Source organism: Orientia tsutsugamushi (assembly GCF_900327275.1).
In the GTDB taxonomy this organism is placed as follows: domain Bacteria; phylum Pseudomonadota; class Alphaproteobacteria; order Rickettsiales; family Rickettsiaceae; genus Orientia; species Orientia tsutsugamushi.
On sequence record NZ_LS398548.1, the window covers coordinates 930,525 to 945,938 of the forward strand.

At 29.2% G+C, this 15,414-nt stretch carries 11 protein-coding genes, 3 tRNA genes and 3 pseudogenes; 6 read left to right on the top strand and 11 right to left on the bottom strand.

Features of this window, described 5'->3' with window-relative positions:
- Positions 1-654: 654 nt before the first annotated feature.
- Positions 655-731: transfer RNA gene (locus tag DK405_RS04945), tRNA-Ile, on the bottom strand.
- An 801-nt stretch (positions 732-1,532) separates the two neighbouring features.
- Here DK405_RS04945 and DK405_RS04950 point away from each other — a divergent pair.
- A pseudogene (locus DK405_RS04950) lies at positions 1,533-1,628 on the top strand (IS5/IS1182 family transposase); the annotation flags it as partial.
- Positions 1,629-1,841: 213 nt separating this feature from the next.
- Here DK405_RS04950 and DK405_RS04960 read toward each other — a convergent pair.
- A pseudogene (locus DK405_RS04960) lies at positions 1,842-2,712 on the bottom strand (IS982 family transposase).
- 186 nt (positions 2,713-2,898) lie between these two features.
- On the opposite strand from DK405_RS04960, the pseudogene DK405_RS04965 reads away from it, so the two are divergent.
- Positions 2,899-2,994 (top strand): annotated as a pseudogene (locus DK405_RS04965) (IS5/IS1182 family transposase); the annotation flags it as partial.
- A gap of 942 nt (positions 2,995-3,936) precedes the next feature.
- Here DK405_RS04965 and DK405_RS04970 read toward each other — a convergent pair.
- The 9 genes from DK405_RS04970 to DK405_RS05005 form a co-directional block, all read right to left on the bottom strand.
- Positions 3,937-5,409 (bottom strand): proton-conducting transporter transmembrane domain-containing protein, encoded by a 1,473-nt coding sequence (locus tag DK405_RS04970; protein ID WP_045912131.1) that lies wholly within the window; start codon positions 5,407-5,409, stop codon positions 3,937-3,939.
- 9 nt (positions 5,410-5,418) lie between these two features.
- A complete protein-coding gene (locus tag DK405_RS04975; protein WP_045912132.1) occupies positions 5,419-6,909 on the bottom strand; it encodes a proton-conducting transporter transmembrane domain-containing protein in 1,491 nt (496 codons plus the stop codon).
- Positions 6,902-7,303 carry a cation:proton antiporter subunit C gene (locus DK405_RS04980; protein WP_080943541.1) on the bottom strand — a complete coding sequence of 134 codons (402 nt, stop codon included), beginning with the start codon at positions 7,301-7,303 and terminating at the stop codon, positions 6,902-6,904. Before DK405_RS04980 ends, DK405_RS04975 begins: the two co-directional genes overlap by 8 nt.
- Complete coding sequence (locus DK405_RS04985) at positions 7,281-7,715, bottom strand: Na(+)/H(+) antiporter subunit B (RefSeq protein WP_012461428.1); 435 nt, start codon at positions 7,713-7,715, stop codon at positions 7,281-7,283. The genes DK405_RS04980 and DK405_RS04985 overlap by 23 nt, the downstream gene beginning before the upstream one ends.
- Positions 7,716-7,735: 20 nt before the next feature.
- Positions 7,736-8,326 carry a DUF4040 domain-containing protein gene (locus DK405_RS04990; protein ID WP_045912133.1) on the bottom strand — a complete coding sequence of 197 codons (591 nt, stop codon included), beginning with the start codon at positions 8,324-8,326 and terminating at the stop codon, positions 7,736-7,738.
- A complete protein-coding gene (locus DK405_RS04995) occupies positions 8,323-8,652 on the bottom strand; it encodes a monovalent cation/H(+) antiporter subunit G (RefSeq protein WP_045912134.1) in 330 nt (109 codons plus the stop codon). Before DK405_RS04995 ends, DK405_RS04990 begins: the two co-directional genes overlap by 4 nt.
- A 128-nt stretch (positions 8,653-8,780) precedes the next feature.
- Positions 8,781-8,855 (bottom strand) — tRNA-Glu (locus tag DK405_RS05000).
- 150 nt (positions 8,856-9,005) lie between these two features.
- The gene (locus DK405_RS12745) at positions 9,006-9,146 is read right to left on the bottom strand and encodes a hypothetical protein (protein ID WP_162563003.1); all 141 of its coding nucleotides are present in this window, start codon (positions 9,144-9,146) and stop codon (positions 9,006-9,008) included.
- Between the two features lie 57 nt (positions 9,147-9,203).
- On the bottom strand, positions 9,204-10,064 hold the full coding sequence (locus DK405_RS05005) for a TIGR01459 family HAD-type hydrolase (protein ID WP_045912135.1): 861 nt from the start codon (positions 10,062-10,064) through the stop codon (positions 9,204-9,206).
- A 134-nt stretch (positions 10,065-10,198) separates the two neighbouring features.
- On the opposite strand from DK405_RS05005, the gene gyrB reads away from it, so the two are divergent.
- The 4 genes from gyrB to DK405_RS05025 all read left to right on the top strand — a co-directional run bounded on the left by gyrB (position 10,199) and on the right by DK405_RS05025 (position 14,972).
- A complete protein-coding gene (gyrB, locus tag DK405_RS05010; protein ID WP_174197616.1) occupies positions 10,199-12,604 on the top strand; it encodes a DNA topoisomerase (ATP-hydrolyzing) subunit B in 2,406 nt (801 codons plus the stop codon).
- A gap of 247 nt (positions 12,605-12,851) precedes the next feature.
- Complete coding sequence (locus tag DK405_RS12750) at positions 12,852-13,034, top strand: hypothetical protein (RefSeq protein ID WP_162563004.1); 183 nt, start codon at positions 12,852-12,854, stop codon at positions 13,032-13,034.
- 432 nt (positions 13,035-13,466) lie between these two features.
- Complete coding sequence (locus DK405_RS05020) at positions 13,467-14,882, top strand: amino acid permease (protein ID WP_045912138.1); 1,416 nt, start codon at positions 13,467-13,469, stop codon at positions 14,880-14,882.
- A gap of 13 nt (positions 14,883-14,895) precedes the next feature.
- A tRNA-Val gene (locus DK405_RS05025) sits at positions 14,896-14,972 on the top strand.
- Positions 14,973-15,414 lie beyond the last annotated feature (442 nt).

The following is a 15,414-nucleotide window of genomic DNA, read 5'->3' on the forward strand; positions in this document are numbered from 1 at the left end:
TTAAACATTAATAGTAGGTTTCATATACTTTACAGGTAATAGGACATTATTTTTTGCTGCTATCTATTAATTCACTTTTTGTAAAAAGTGTTAATCATAGAACCTTCCAGTTCTTAGTTTTTGGTATATGCAATATTTTTCTTACAAAATCTATATTGTCCTATTCCATCTTCAACACATTCTTTTTTCTAGCTCCAGTGTATAAACGTCAGTTTAGGATAAGAAAAAGTATGAAAGGTATAATACAAAAGGTCTACAAAAGATATTATGTAATATCTTTAAATATAGTTTCAATTAATAACAGGTTATTTATTGCTCACATGTCTGTAAATGCAATTTTAGAATAAGAAACAATTAGAAATATGTAATATACAAGTGTTATAATGGTGAATGTTCAGGTTATTAAGTATAGTATTATGAAAGAATATTTGTAGAAATATGAGCAATAAATAAACGGTTATTAATTGATACTAGAGATAATATATAATTATATATTATCTCTAGTATACCTTTTATTCACTACCTTTCATATTTTCTCTTATCTTAAATTAGCGTTTATAACTATGAAATGCTAAAAATTAATTTAGAGCAATGATAAATTTATTATATTTTTCTGATAAAAAGATGAAAGAAAAAGTAACATATCTAAATAGATGGTGGGCTTGAGAAGACTTGAACTTCCGACCTCACGTTTATCAGACGTGTGCTCTAACCAGCTGAGCTACAAACCCACTATTTTATATAACAAATAAGGCTTGATATTATCAAAAAACGTCATTGTAATAACTTACACATATTTAATTGTAATATATTCCAATGATTTTAAGAATCAAATATTATTTTTTACACACAGTATAATAATGTTGATTTCATGTAAAAAAGTATAGGAATAGCAATAAAAAAATTATGTTCTTTATTTATATAGAACACATTTGTATTAAATACAGGCGTAATAAAAAAAATTGTTATTACGCCTGGAATAGATAGCATGTTAAAAATCAAGAAAAGATAAAATAATTTTATAAAAAAGATGTAAGTTTTTATAAAATTATTAAGCTAGCAGGTAAGCGCAGTAGCACTTTTTCTCCCAAAGAGCCGTACAAGCGAATTACTCCGCATACAACTCAAGCATATGATGTATATGAACATTTTCACCATTATCTGTTAAATCAAAACAAATAAGACATTTACCTTTTTGTTTACACCAAAGAATCTACCTGATTTTAAACAAGCACTTAGGGATATCAGCTTGACATTTTTATGCAAATATTCTCTAAGTTTTAAATTATTATGAAAAGATTTACCTTTGACTAGAGTATATCGTTTAATCATTGTTCATTGTAATTTCTATAGATATAGATCTTTTATTCTCTCAATATTCCATGAGAGACTTTTTTTTCCATTCTATTAATATTCATTTTTTAAACAACTTTATAGAGCCTTTAGACTGTTTAACTAGTAAAGCTACACTTCTTCTTGTACTATTGATGTTATATTGTTGAATAGACCTCTGTCGAAACTGGTTAATGTAGTTCAAAATTATTGCTGATAAATATCGAAATAGACGTAAAAGATTCGGTCTTAGATTTAATTTGATCTCTGGCATTTATAATTTTGAACTACATTAACCAGTTTCGACAGAGGTCTATTATTAAATCCCATAAAATCAAAACCTTCATTAATATGAAGTATCCTGGTTTTTTTTGACAATTCTAAGCGTCTTATACTTAACCAACCATTAATAATGCTTTTGGCTGTGATACATAAGCTTTCAAAGTTAGCACAAATTACAAAATCATCTACGTATCTTACTAAAGCATATTTAGATTTATAACGTCAATTTAGGATAAGGAGTCAAGAGAAGAAGAAGAGATAAGATTAGGATTAAGTTGTAGATAGGATAACTAGCAAGAGAAGCAATTATATGAACAAAGAAATTAAGAGGAGAACGGTGTCTAGTATCTCTAAATGGATATGTTTTTTTAGTACATTAAAAACAGACTCAATTAAAGAACGTTTATTTAATAACCGCTTATCTTGTATATCCAATAAATATGTTTTCATATCTTTACGAAGATTAGTAAATAAACGTAGACCATTGGTCAGCAGTTGATGAAATAACTCCTTAGATATGTAGGCTTTATCACCAAACAATTTACCAGATAGGCCTTCAGAAAAAACTGAAGCCATAGATAGGTCGCTTTTATTGCCTTTAGTAATTTTAACTGATATTATTTCGCCTTTGTTATTGATTATAAGATGAAGCTTAAAGCCTAAGAACCAGCCATAACTACTTTTACCAATTTTAGAAATTCTGTTGAAAACTCTATTACTGGAAATGCTTTTGTTATGACAAATTGCTAACTTTGTAGAATCGATGTAATATATACCAGTCTCTTCTCCTTTCAGATAATGCATTAATATGACTAATGGTAGCAACATTCTAGACCACAGTTGTATTATCATACTATAGCTTGGTAAACAAAAGTATCTTTTATACTTATGACTCAAGTAATATAGATAATAATTTTTACAATCCTTGCATGGAGACAAATAAAAATATATCACTACTGTTAATAACTCAGCTAAGGACAACTTTCCATCTCTGTTCCTTTGATTGCTACTTGGCATTAATCTCTTTCTTTTCCACTCTTGATATATCTTGCAAAAATTATCTATTAAATAGTATACTGTTATAATACATTTTTTCATGTTGAGTTATTCCTTTTTTATTTAAATTTTTTTATAACTCAGCATTCTCTCTTTGTATACTTTTTATTCACTACCTTTCATATTGCCACTTATCCTAAATTGGCGTTGTTTAAGGCCAATTTTCTGTTGAACAGGTTTATACACTTTAGTCTTAGAATAGACCTCTTTTGAAACTGGTTAACGTAGTTCAAAATTATTGCTGATAAATATTGAAATAGACGTAAAAGATTCGGTCTTAGATTTAATTTGATCTCTGGCATTTATAATTTTGATCTACCTTAACCAGTTTCAAAAGAGGTCTAATATGAACTTATCTAAAGCAATTAACTTCTACGTCATTTTCCACTTGCTTTTAGTTACTCTTCTAACTGCAATTGCCTTACTGCTAAAAGAATGGATAAGTGAACGTTGCAAAGCTTATGCTTTATTACATTTACTTCAGTCTATATTGGACTAATGTATTCTATTGTCAGCAAATGCACTAACTGTATTTACAACTATCATCTGCTTTTCTCATTTAAAAATTTCATCAAGTTCTCTCATAGTAAGAGACCATAACATAAGTTTACTTACTTTCATGTAGAATGATGTTTCAACTCCTATTTACATTATTACAAAATAGCTTTCGATTTTTCTGTTCTTCTATACTTGCACCTTCATCAGGTTATCTTACGGATCACTTTTCCAATTGGAAAAGATACATGCTTACTGTGTTCTGTCTATATGATATAAATTGGTTAGGTTCTATCTATCTGTCTGTGATCGTCTAGTCTATGCATCGCTAGAAAACAAGGCAGATAACCATATCTCCTATTCTTGTCCTTCTCTTTCCTTATCCTAATCTTGCGCTAAAAAGATTGATTTATAACTATGCTTCTTTGCTTCTCAGTTATCTTAATCTGGTGTTTATATCAATCTATGATTATTGAAGTTAAAAGTTAGTAACCTATATAGCTTTTTTTATATTTGTTTTTGCGTATAAAGAATCAAGTTTTTTTCTAAAGAAAAAACCAAATATTCTTGCTATAATACTAATTATACAGCTGCCCACCATCGGTATAAAGAAATAATTAACAATAAAAACTAATGGGTTAAATACAGTTGTCATGATAATCAATAGTATTAATACAGTTAAAGTAAGAAAACATTGTTGCATTTTAAATCTTCGTCCATCAATCTAATATTATAGCAATATACTGATAGTTGACAGTTCTGTCAATCATGTTACATTATTAGAGCATTAATAATAGGAATTAATACAACTAGACTAGCACATGATACCGTGCTATAAAGCATATGTTTAGGTATCATCTGTTCTGAATGAATGTTATTTGTAGAGTTAATATTACATTCATTATCTATTTTGCTATAGGCAGTTTTTATTATTTTTGATAAATACAAGCATGAAGTTATTCCTGAAAAAACTGTAATAGCGATTACTAAATAATTATGTTCATTTGCTGCTTCTAGGATTATATGATGTTTACTGAAAAAGCCTGCTAATGGTGGTATGCCTATTAATGATAAACTTCCTATTGTTAGGCATGATGTTATTATAGGAGCTTTATAAGACATTGATGTTAAATCTTCAACATTAGTACATTTACTAATTGTATATAAACAACCTGCAGAATAGAATACTGTAATCTTACCTATTGAATGAGCAATTATGTGAGTAATAGTAGCAAGTAAAGATTCATGGCTATTCATAAATGCTGTTAAAGCTATTATACCTAAGTTAGATATAGTTGAGTAAGCCAAAATTCTTTTTATATTAGTTTGAAATAATGCCTTTATGCTGGTATATACAATTCCATATCCTATAAAATACTGTATATAATTTAATAACCATGTTTCCTTTCCTAATACTGAGAGGATTCCAGTTATCAAGCAAAAAATACCAACATTAACAACTGCAACAGCATGTAAAATTGCGCTTACTGGATATGGAGCTATCATAGCAGGTGGAAGCCAGCTATGAAAAGGGACAATAGCTGCTTTAGCAGTACCACACAATATACATAATGCCAAAATAACAGGACTTACTTGTAATAGAGTACGGAATTGTAATATGTTAGCAATTTCTACAAAATCTGTTGTACTATATTGATATTGCAAAACTACTAAAGTTGGCATTAAAAATAGTAAAGATGGTAAATATAATCCTTGAGTATATTTACTTAAAACTTTGCTAGTTCTATGAGAAGTTACGTGTCTTATTAATGGAATTGTAGCAAAGGTTAAAAGTTCGTAACATATCAACATAGTAAAAAAATTAGCAGAACATACAATATAGTTACTAATTAATATACATAGATTAGTGCAAAGTAAAAATTTAGCCTGATTTGGCTCACTATGAGCTTTCAAAAAACCAATAGTATATATAATTGATATTGGCCACAATATTGCTATTAGTAAAAGTATGTTACTACCTAATAAACTTAATCTTAAGCTAAAATCAAATGATCCGATACTGAAAATAGTAGTATAGTGCTCATACCCAGCTTTATAACTAAAATACAATAGTATTGCATTAATAGCATGCAATATGGATATTGCAAACATTAATATTTCTTTAATAAAATTTTTGCGAATCAGAAATGGAATAATTAAATTCCATATACCTACTATACCGATTATAGTAAATGGAATATAGCATATCATGTCGTTGTATAATAAAATAATGTTTTTAAGCATTTATAAAACTCACATGATTTTTGGTAGAAAAAACGGCTTTAAGTATACTAATAAGTGATTGTAAAATATTAGCATCAAATAGCTGATAATAGTTAAAATTATTGCTACGCTGTTGTTACCATTAAGTGTAAAGCTACTATGAGAAGTTTGCTGAGTAGAATATAGATAATGAAAAATTTTATAATGATAATTAAAACTCATGCAGCTACTAATAGCCAAGATTATTATACCAAAATAGCCAAGTGACTGTAAAACTGTTAAAAAAATGTTTAATTTATTAACAAAGCCAATAGTTAGTGGTAATCCCAAGTTGCTGATTAAAGCTAATGTAAATAATATACCAAACACTGGATAAGTCGATCCAATACCTGCAATATGTTTAAGCTCGCTATCATGATAATGTACTTCTATTCTGCTAATTAAAGAATATATTATAGATTTAAGTATACAACTAGTTAACAATATAACAATAATTTGCGCCCCAATAGTGGAGCTTTGTATATTAAATGCCATTAGAGATATGTAACTTGTTTCTGCTAATACAGAATATGCCATAATTGATTTGAGGTTGCTTTGTTGAACAGCATAACAAGAACAAAAAATTGCTCCTGCTAACCCTAGGGCATTGATTATATAATATGAATGCAAGGTATTAATATTAGTAATTCCAATAATTTGATAGACAAAATATAGTAGAATATAAAATCCAACCATACATGAAATTGGAGCAAAATATGATAAAATTACTGAAGAAGTATATTTATAAGTACTAATAAGCCATGAACTCATAGGAAACATAGCTACCTTTAATAAGCATCCAGTAATATAAAACATTATTGCTGCAATTAAGGTTTTTGTACGTTGTTGTGGTAACCTGGAAATTATATCAGTAATATTCAAGCTGCCGGTATTACTCAATATGAATCCTATAGCAATAAGTATAAAAGTAGCACCAATAGTACCAAGTATTAAATAATTAATACTACCAATTAAAGCTCGCTTATCAACTCCCTGAGAAACCAAAGTATAACTTGCTAATGAAGCAATTTCTATAAAAACGTAAATATTAAATAAATCATTACTGAGAATAATACCACAAAATCCTGTGTGCAATAATAGTAAGATGGAATATAGTAAATGAGATCGAGATGGATTAAGAGATGATAATAAGTTTGTTTTTATGAGCTGAGAATTAAATGTTAGTAATAAAAATAGAATGAAATAACTAAAAACGATAATTATTTGATTAACCTGATCAACTCGATATTCTATACCTATCGGTGCCTGCCAATTACCAATTGCATAAAAATATGGAGGGGAATTTATCATTGATAATACCCCATATATTCCTAATATTATTCCTAATATTGCACATAAACGCGATACTATTAGTGCTGACTCAACTTTTTTATATAATACTACTATTAAACTGCCAAAAAATGGTATTAAAACTTCTAATATCACTAAATGATCTTTAACAGCTTGAAAAATATTACTCATCTGGCTTTAGCTCCATTTTCTGTAGCTCTAATAGAATATCATTTTCATTACAGCTATTAAAACTTTGGTAAATTTGACGAATGATACTAAGACTTACAGACATAGTTGCTATACCTACAACAATAGCAGTTAGCATTAATACATGTGATACAGGGCTAGAATAAGTAATAGATGAACAATGTTGAGATAGTTGGTTAAAACATTGATCTATTGGCACTATTCCTTCTTTAGCTTTTGCAAGAGCTATATAAAAAATCAAGACAGCATTTTGAAATACTGCTAAGCCAATGGTTTTCTTAACGTAATTATAACTGCTAAGAATTATATATAACCCTAAGGATAACAATACTGCAGAACAAAAATAAATTAACTTACTTGTTAGTATCATAATCATTATTAATTACAAATACATAATAAATAATCAATAAGCTAGCGGTTACTGCTATACCTACACCTAATTCAACGATAAAAATACCTAATGACTGACTATACTTGGTACATGTTATTACATAATAATTTAAGTAATTCTTGCCATAAAATAGTGCTAGTAACCCTGTTAATCCATATATCATTACTCCTAAAGCGCCTATAATACTAAGTGGTAGAATTGCTAGTTTATATTTAATTAGTTGTTGTGGATAGATAATATCATACCCAATTACTGCAGAAGCAAGTATAGCACCAGCTTGAAAGCCACCTCCAGGAGAAACTTCACCATTAATTTGAATATATAATGCAAAAAGCAATATATATGGTGTAATAATTTTAGCAATAATTGAAGCTACAATAATATTGTTATTTTGCATAGAAACCTGTTTTCAATTTATTATTGATTAGTTTTTTTGTTAGCAAAAATTAAAATTACTGATATTCCAGCACAAAGGATTACTGTAGTCTCTCCTAAAGTATCATATCCTCTATAGCTAGCTAGTATAGCAGCTACAAATGATGGAATGCCAATTTGTTCTGTAGTATTATTAATATAGTATTTTGAAATATGTTGATGCATTGGCGTTGATAGTTGACCAAAATCAGGCAGATCATAACAAACTAACATAAAGCATACTGCAAACAGTATACATACTAAGCTGCAAAGTATATTTTTATATACTGGTAACTTTTCTGCTGAGTTAAAACTAAGTTGTAGTTTCTTAGCTATTTTTAATAATATTGCAGTGGATAGACAAGCTCCAAGAGATGCTTCAGTCATTGCTACATCTGGAGCATCCATTAATAAGTAGCATATGCAAATAATTAAGCTAGATAATGACATTAGCAATATAGATTTTAGCAAATTAAAGCTTAGTGCTAAATATATATTTACTATAATTAACAAAAAACAGAATATGTATAAAAATATGTTAGCAATATTAAATTCTAGAGGTAAATTTGGAAAATAATTAGCAGATAGCATCATGTGTTTGAATCTGTATTAATTTTTGTAGATTCAGACTGACTATTACAATTATACCAGGTTTTAAGCAATATATGAGCAGCTGTTGGCCCTAAAATATATATTAAAGTGATTAAAATTAAGATTTTAAAAATACTAATGCTTTGATAATTAATGATAGTTAAGCCAATTAATGACATCGGTATTCCACAACTATCAGATACTCCTGCAGCATGTACTTTAGCATAAAAATCATGAAATCTGCTTAGTCCAACTACACTTGAGATAATGAAGAATAACCCGCAGAATAAAAAAAAGAATCCACAACTGTTAATCAAAATATGAAGCATATGTAACTGGAATAAATATTATTTATCTAAATAATATTGTACTATTAAATGCTGATTATAATCAAGTATTAATAGCAGCTGCAGTTTTGTAATCAAATATGAAAAAGCAAGCTAAGTTAAAGCTTAAGTGGTGACCCCTACGGGAATCGAACCCGTGTTTCCACCGTGAAAGGGTGATGTCCTAACCGCTAGACGAAGGGGCCTGATAAATAGCCAATATAGAGTATTTATACATTAAATTTTGTATTATGCAAGAGCTAAGTATAGGCTAACATATTCCGAGTTTGATATAAGGAGTAATTGAAAGTTAGTAGAAAGTAAAGATTATAGACTTTTTAAGCTTATGTATAGTGTTAAACATTATTTTTTCTGTTTTCCATTGCTAAAAGCCTTCTATTAACTAAAAAATCTTTGCTATAGACATCATAATCGTTTTTCTTGTTTTTTAATATTACTTCTTTATTCTTATCTTTTTTATATTTTTTAGCGTTCAACTATTGTTGAAATACTTACTTATTCTGCTCTCTGTCATTTCCATTATCTGAAACTGGTTAAATAATGTTAATTATGTATTTGGGATAAATATTTTTTAGTTTAAATGCATTTTTAAGTATATTAATTTGATCATGAACATTTGAAGCTTTAACTATTCTAAAAGCATTTCCTGTTAATACTAGAGCTGAATCTATGCCTATGTTATTTGCTCCAAGAATATCTGTTTCTAAAGTATCACCTATCATTAGTATTTTTTCTTTTTTGACATTTAGTGCTAAGGTATTTAATACAGCTTGAAAAATTTCTGAATGTGGTTTGCCGCTATATACTACTTTTCCTCCCATAGATTTATAAATAGCACTAAAATATCCAGCGCAATATCTATTTTTGTTTTCAAATGGATTTATAACATCTGGATTTGCACAAAGACATACTGCCTTGTTAGCTATTGCGGTTTGAAATATAGAATTATATTGATCTAACTTTTCTTCATAATCCTCAAATGCTGTTAAAAGTAATATATTAGCATCATGAATTTTTTCAGTAGTTTTAATGGGTAGATCTTCTAATACAGTTTTTTTAAAGTCCGGTCCTAAATGAAAGACAATAGGATTATCAATGTTAAGATTTTTACTTGAATTCTTTAATATTTCTCTAGCTATTTCACCAGAAGTATAAACATTTTGTGGAGTGGCGTTGATTCCATAAATATTAAGTCTATTACTAGAATGCTGAACTGGCTGAGGAGTATTAGATACAAAACATATTTTTGTACTTTTTGATAGATTATTAACCACTTCTATTGTTTTAGTATACGGAATGTTATTTTCTAGCAATACTCCGTATATATCAAATAATATGACTTCATAATTTTTGACTATATCAGATAAATTAATTGGAGTTTTATATTCATACATTTTAAAATCTCGCTGTGTAATATTAATTTAAGTATTTTTGACTTCTTAAAGATTATACTATATGTTATCATAATAGGTTTTTCCACTAAGTTATCCATTATAAAGTTGCAATTATTATGTCATCAAGCTTAAATATGCCAACAAACACAAAATTAGATCAATATAATGCTGATTCAATAAAGATCTTACGAGGTCTTGAAGCGGTTCGAGTACGGCCTGGTATGTATATTGGTGATATTAGTAATGGATCTGGATTACATCAGTTAATTTATGAAGTTCTAGATAATTCAACTGATGAGTCATTAGCTGGTGGTTGTAATAAAATTGAGGTTATTCTTAATAAAAATGGCTCTGTAACAGTCAGAGATAATGGCAGAGGAATACCTGTTGATATTCATCAAGAAGAGGGAGTATCTGCCGCTCAAGTCATTATGACCCAGTTGCACGCTGGAGGAAAATTTGATCAAAATGCATATAAAGTGTCAGGAGGATTGCACGGAGTTGGAGTATCAGTAGTTAATGCGTTATCAGATTGGTTAGAATTACGTATCTGGAAAAACAATCAAGAACATTTTATGCGTTTCAATAATGGAGAACCTCAAAATCCTTTATCGATAGTTGGTGAAGCTCCGAACAAGCAAGGTACAGAAATTACCTTTTATCCTTCAATTGCAATTTTTACCTCTGTTGAGTTTAGCTTTTCAGAGTTAGAGCATAGATTAAGAGAATTAGCATTTTTAAATTCTTCTGTTGAATTTTCATTAACTGATGAGCGTTCTAGTGAAGTAAAAGATGTTAAATTTTTTTATACTGGTGGAGTAGAATCATATGTGCAATATATTGATAAAGCTAAGGCAGCATTGCATTCAACTATAAGCTTTCATCAAACTGATTCTCATGGAGCAACTTTAGAGTTGGCTATGCAATGGAATGATTCTTTCTATGAAAATATAGTGTGTTTTACTAATAATATTAGACAAAGAGATGGTGGAAGCCATTTACAGGGATATAGATCAGCAGTAACTAGAGCTATCACTAAATACACTAAAGATCATTTTCCTAAAAATAATATCAATTATAATGGTGATGATATTCGAGAAGGGCTATCTTGTGTGTTATCATTAAAATTGCCTGATCCTAAATTTGCTTCACAAACTAAGGATAAGTTGGTTAGTCCGGAAGCTAGAGCTATAGTTGAAGGTATAGTATATGAAAAACTTGTAGAATGGTTAGAACATCGCCCTAGTGAAGGTAAGAAGATTATTGCTAAAATTACTGAATCAGCGCTTGCACGTGAAGCAGCTCGTAAAGCTAGAGAATTAACTAGACGTAAATCAGCATTAGGAGTAGCAAATCTACCAGGCAAATTAGCCGATTGTCAACAACGAGCTCCGGAGAAATCTGAGTTATTTATAGTAGAAGGTGATTCAGCTGGAGGTACAGCTAAACAAGGGCGTAATAGAAAGTTTCAAGCTATTCTTCCACTAAGAGGTAAAGTATTAAATGTTGAAAGAGCGAGATTTGATAAGATGTTACAATCTGATCAAATTGGCACTTTAATTACTGCCCTTGGAACAGGAATAGGAAGTGATGACTTTGCTATTGATAAAATACGTTATCATAAAGTGATTATTATGACTGATGCTGATGTTGATGGATCTCATATTCGAGCATTGCTTTTGACATTTTTTTATCGTTATATGCCCACAGTTATTGAAAAAGGTTATTTATATATTGCTCAGCCTCCTTTATATAAAATTAAGCGTGGAGCTAATGAGCTGTATCTTAAAAACGATCAAGCATTATATGATTATTTATTAAAAATAGCTATTGATGAGATTGATGTAATCAAATCTTCTGGTGATAGAATATCGAATGCTGAGTTAACAACAATTGTTACTTCGATTAGAAAGTTAACTGCAGTTTTAAATAAAGTAGGTAATAAACTGAATAAATATATTGCTGAGGTTTTAGCTATTACTAAAAATCTTTCTGCAGATACTTTTAACTCTACCTATCAGGATAAATTATCATCTCTTATACAAGCAATGCTTCCAACTCAGACTTTAGATAAAACTAATTGGCAAGTTGAAGTTCATGATGATTATATGCAATTTTATTGTTTTGTACGAGGGATAAAAAAAGCTCAAAGTCTTTTCAAAAGCCAATTAGAATCTCCAGAGTTTGTTAGTTTGATAAGGTTAGGCCAAGAATTATCTGAACTATTTGAAAATCGGTTAACATTAAAGCATAAATCAGAAGAAATTAATATCGGTTTACCATCAGCTTTATTGGATAAATTATTAGCAATTGGTAAGCATGGAATGAACATTCAAAGGTTTAAAGGGTTGGGAGAGATGAATTCTGATCAGCTCTGGGAAACTACATTAGATCCAGAAAACAGAACGCTACTGCAGGTAAAAATTACTAATTTTGATGAAGCAGAAGAAGTATTTTCAACTTTAATGAGCAATATAGTAGAGCCTAGACGTGAATTCATTCAAGCTAATGCTTTAAATGTTAATAACTTAGATGTATAAATAATGCTAGCAAAAATATATTGCTAGCATAGTAAACTATGCCTTACTGGCAATATTTATTTTTCTTAAATGCTCTATAAAGTATAGTACTGCATATATACAAATAGTTATTACTGATACATACGATAGCTTAAAAACGCAATCTTTAAGACATATTTCTACAACTTTATTAATTTGGAATTTGTTTAACAAAGCAATAGAAACAATAATACTATCTATTATAGCTACTATAGCAGAACTAATTAAATTGCTAATTGGAAATGACAACGCAAATTTCTTATCAAGAATATTAAATAGATTTGTACTGCAAAATAGTGATATGGTAATTGCAGCAGATGAACCTATAAACAAAATATTGATGTTATACCAATTTAAGGCAAGACTTCCCAATACACATAGCATTGCAATACTAAGTGTATTAGCTGTATGATATAACTTTGCCATAAGATTAGTAATTAAGACTGATAATATAAACAAGAAAGAGCACACTATCAGCTTATTTGTTATATTCAATCCTAGAATGCAGCCAAATAATAATACTGGTAAAATCTGTGACAACATATTTCTACTCCTTAAAATTATCCATGAAATCTATAAAACCACTTTACAAAAAGTACTAAATTTGCAGCGCAATGTCAAATTTAGTTTTTCATGTGTATTATTGGTGATATCTAGTATTAAAAATTTAATTCTTGCAAAGCATACTAATTTGTATATAATATAGCAGAGTTATTTAGATAAAGTTAATTAAACCATTTAATAATATTTAATCTTAAAATACTTCATTAAGTTTTTCTTTTTAGAATTTTTAGAAGTGCTGATATAAATGTAGAGCAGTTAATTTTAGTATTTAGTATAATGTATGAGTATATTCAGAAAAAAAAGTTTTGACTTAGCTAAGTCTACGACAAATGCCAACAACTTAAAAAAAAGCTTTACTGCTTTTGATTTAATATTGTTAGGGCTTGGAGCTATTATTGGTACTGGAGTATTTTCGTTAACTGGTATGGTAGCTGCTAAATATTCTGGACCTGCAGTAACAATATCTTATATTATAGCTGGAGTTGTTTGTATATTAGTAGCTTTAGCATATACTGAACTTGCAGTTATGATTCCTGCATCTGGTAGCGTTTATACTTATTCTTATATAGCGCTTGGGGAAGTGTTTGCTTGGATAATGGCTAGTGTTATAATTTTAGAATTAACATTTGGAGCTGCTACAGTAGCAGCTAGTTGGTCAGCTTATACTCAGGGGATATTAGAGGCAGGTGGAATAATTATACCAAAAATATATGCAGCCACTCCATTTGAAGGTGGTATTATAAATCTACCTGCAGTATTAATTGTTGCATTTGCTAGCTTTGTTTTATATTTAGGAACACGCGATAGCAAAAGGTTAAATATAATTTTAGTTATTGTTAAGCTTTTATCAGTTGGAATTTTTATAATTGTTGCAGCTCCACATTTTCAAGCAGAAAATTGGAAAAATTTTATGCCTTTTACATTTAATAGCACTTTGGTTGGAGCATCCATTTTATTTTTTGCATTTACTGGATTTAGTGTACTAGCAGCTGCTGCTGAAGAATGTAAAAATCCTACAAAGGATTTGACAGTAGGTATCATAGGATCTCTAATAATCTCAACAATAGTTTATGTTATTATTGCTGGATTATTAACTGGTATGGCTCCATTTGATCAGCTTGATAATGCTCAACCTTTAGCTTATGCTTTAAAGCTTAATGGTAGTACTGTTGGCTCAGCGATTGTTGCAGTTGGAGCAATTAGTGGCATGACTACAGTTTTAATGCTAAATATTTATGGCCAATCAAGAATATTCTTTGCTATTGCTAGAGATGGATTATTGCCAAAAATATTTCAAAAAGTACATCCTACATATGATAGCCCATACGTTGCTATTTTATTTTTTGCACTAATAGTAGCATTAATTGGAGGATTTTTTCCTTATCAAACAGTAGCTCAACTATCAAGTATGGGAGCGCTTATTGATTATATGGTAGTATCTGTAATAGTAATGCTGCTTAGAATCAAAATGCCTAATGCTGTTAGAGCATTTAAGTGCCCTGCTGTATTTGTTGTTGCTCCAATATCATTAGCATCTTGTATTTATTTGTTGTTTAAGCAAATTCTTGATGAAGATGGTAATTTACTGGATACTGGAAGAATAATTATTGCTTGGATGATATTAGTATTGGTATTATATTTTATCTTCTATTATGCAAAACAATCTTGTCAAGCATTAGCTTATAAGAGCAAGTAATGATATATTAATAGGGCGATTAGCTCAGTTGGTTAGAGCATTACGTTGACGTCGTAAGGGTCAGTGGTTCAAATCCTCTATCGCCCACCAACCAAAAAGCTTTTATTAATCAAGTTCGAGATAAGGTAATAGTAGAGTATAGAATACTACAGATAAAACCAGTGCAAAGAATTTATATGTTTGTATGCTGGAAACATTTTGAGTAGTGCAATACTAGTTGCAATCAAAAAACTTTGGTATAGCTATAAAAAAAGTTTTTATCATCCAAAAATGAAGCATATATTAATTAATGTGTTTATAGCAATAATTAATATAATTACAAAAGATAGGACAGTATTGCTACTTTTTTATTTAGGGTGATTGAAATAAAAGTATTAAAGTATTTTTGATGTTTATGTAGAATCTGCATTAATCAAGGAGTTAATGCCTTGACAAACAGTAATATTAGATAATATAAGAGTTTTCTATAAGGCGAAGTGATTTTAAGTCTTTGATAGAATCTGCAAGATGTAATTTATTATATCTACAACTT

Excerpts from the sequence above, each read along its gene's own strand:
- DK405_RS04970 (WP_045912131.1), bottom strand. The coding sequence starts at position 5,409 with ATGCTTAAAAACATTATTTTATTATACAACGACATGATATGCTATATT.
- gyrB (WP_174197616.1), top strand. The coding sequence starts at position 10,199 with ATGCCAACAAACACAAAATTAGATCAATATAATGCTGATTCAATAAAG.
- DK405_RS05020 (WP_045912138.1), top strand. The coding sequence starts at position 13,467 with ATGAGTATATTCAGAAAAAAAAGTTTTGACTTAGCTAAGTCTACGACA.
- DK405_RS04995 (WP_045912134.1), bottom strand. The coding sequence starts at position 8,652 with ATGCTTCATATTTTGATTAACAGTTGTGGATTCTTTTTTTTATTCTGC.
- DK405_RS04990 (WP_045912133.1), bottom strand. The coding sequence starts at position 8,326 with ATGATGCTATCTGCTAATTATTTTCCAAATTTACCTCTAGAATTTAAT.
- DK405_RS04985 (WP_012461428.1), bottom strand. The coding sequence starts at position 7,715 with ATGCAAAATAACAATATTATTGTAGCTTCAATTATTGCTAAAATTATT.
- DK405_RS05005 (WP_045912135.1), bottom strand. The coding sequence starts at position 10,064 with ATGTATGAATATAAAACTCCAATTAATTTATCTGATATAGTCAAAAAT.
- DK405_RS04975 (WP_045912132.1), bottom strand. The coding sequence starts at position 6,909 with ATGAGTAATATTTTTCAAGCTGTTAAAGATCATTTAGTGATATTAGAA.
- DK405_RS04980 (WP_080943541.1), bottom strand. The coding sequence starts at position 7,303 with ATGATTATGATACTAACAAGTAAGTTAATTTATTTTTGTTCTGCAGTA.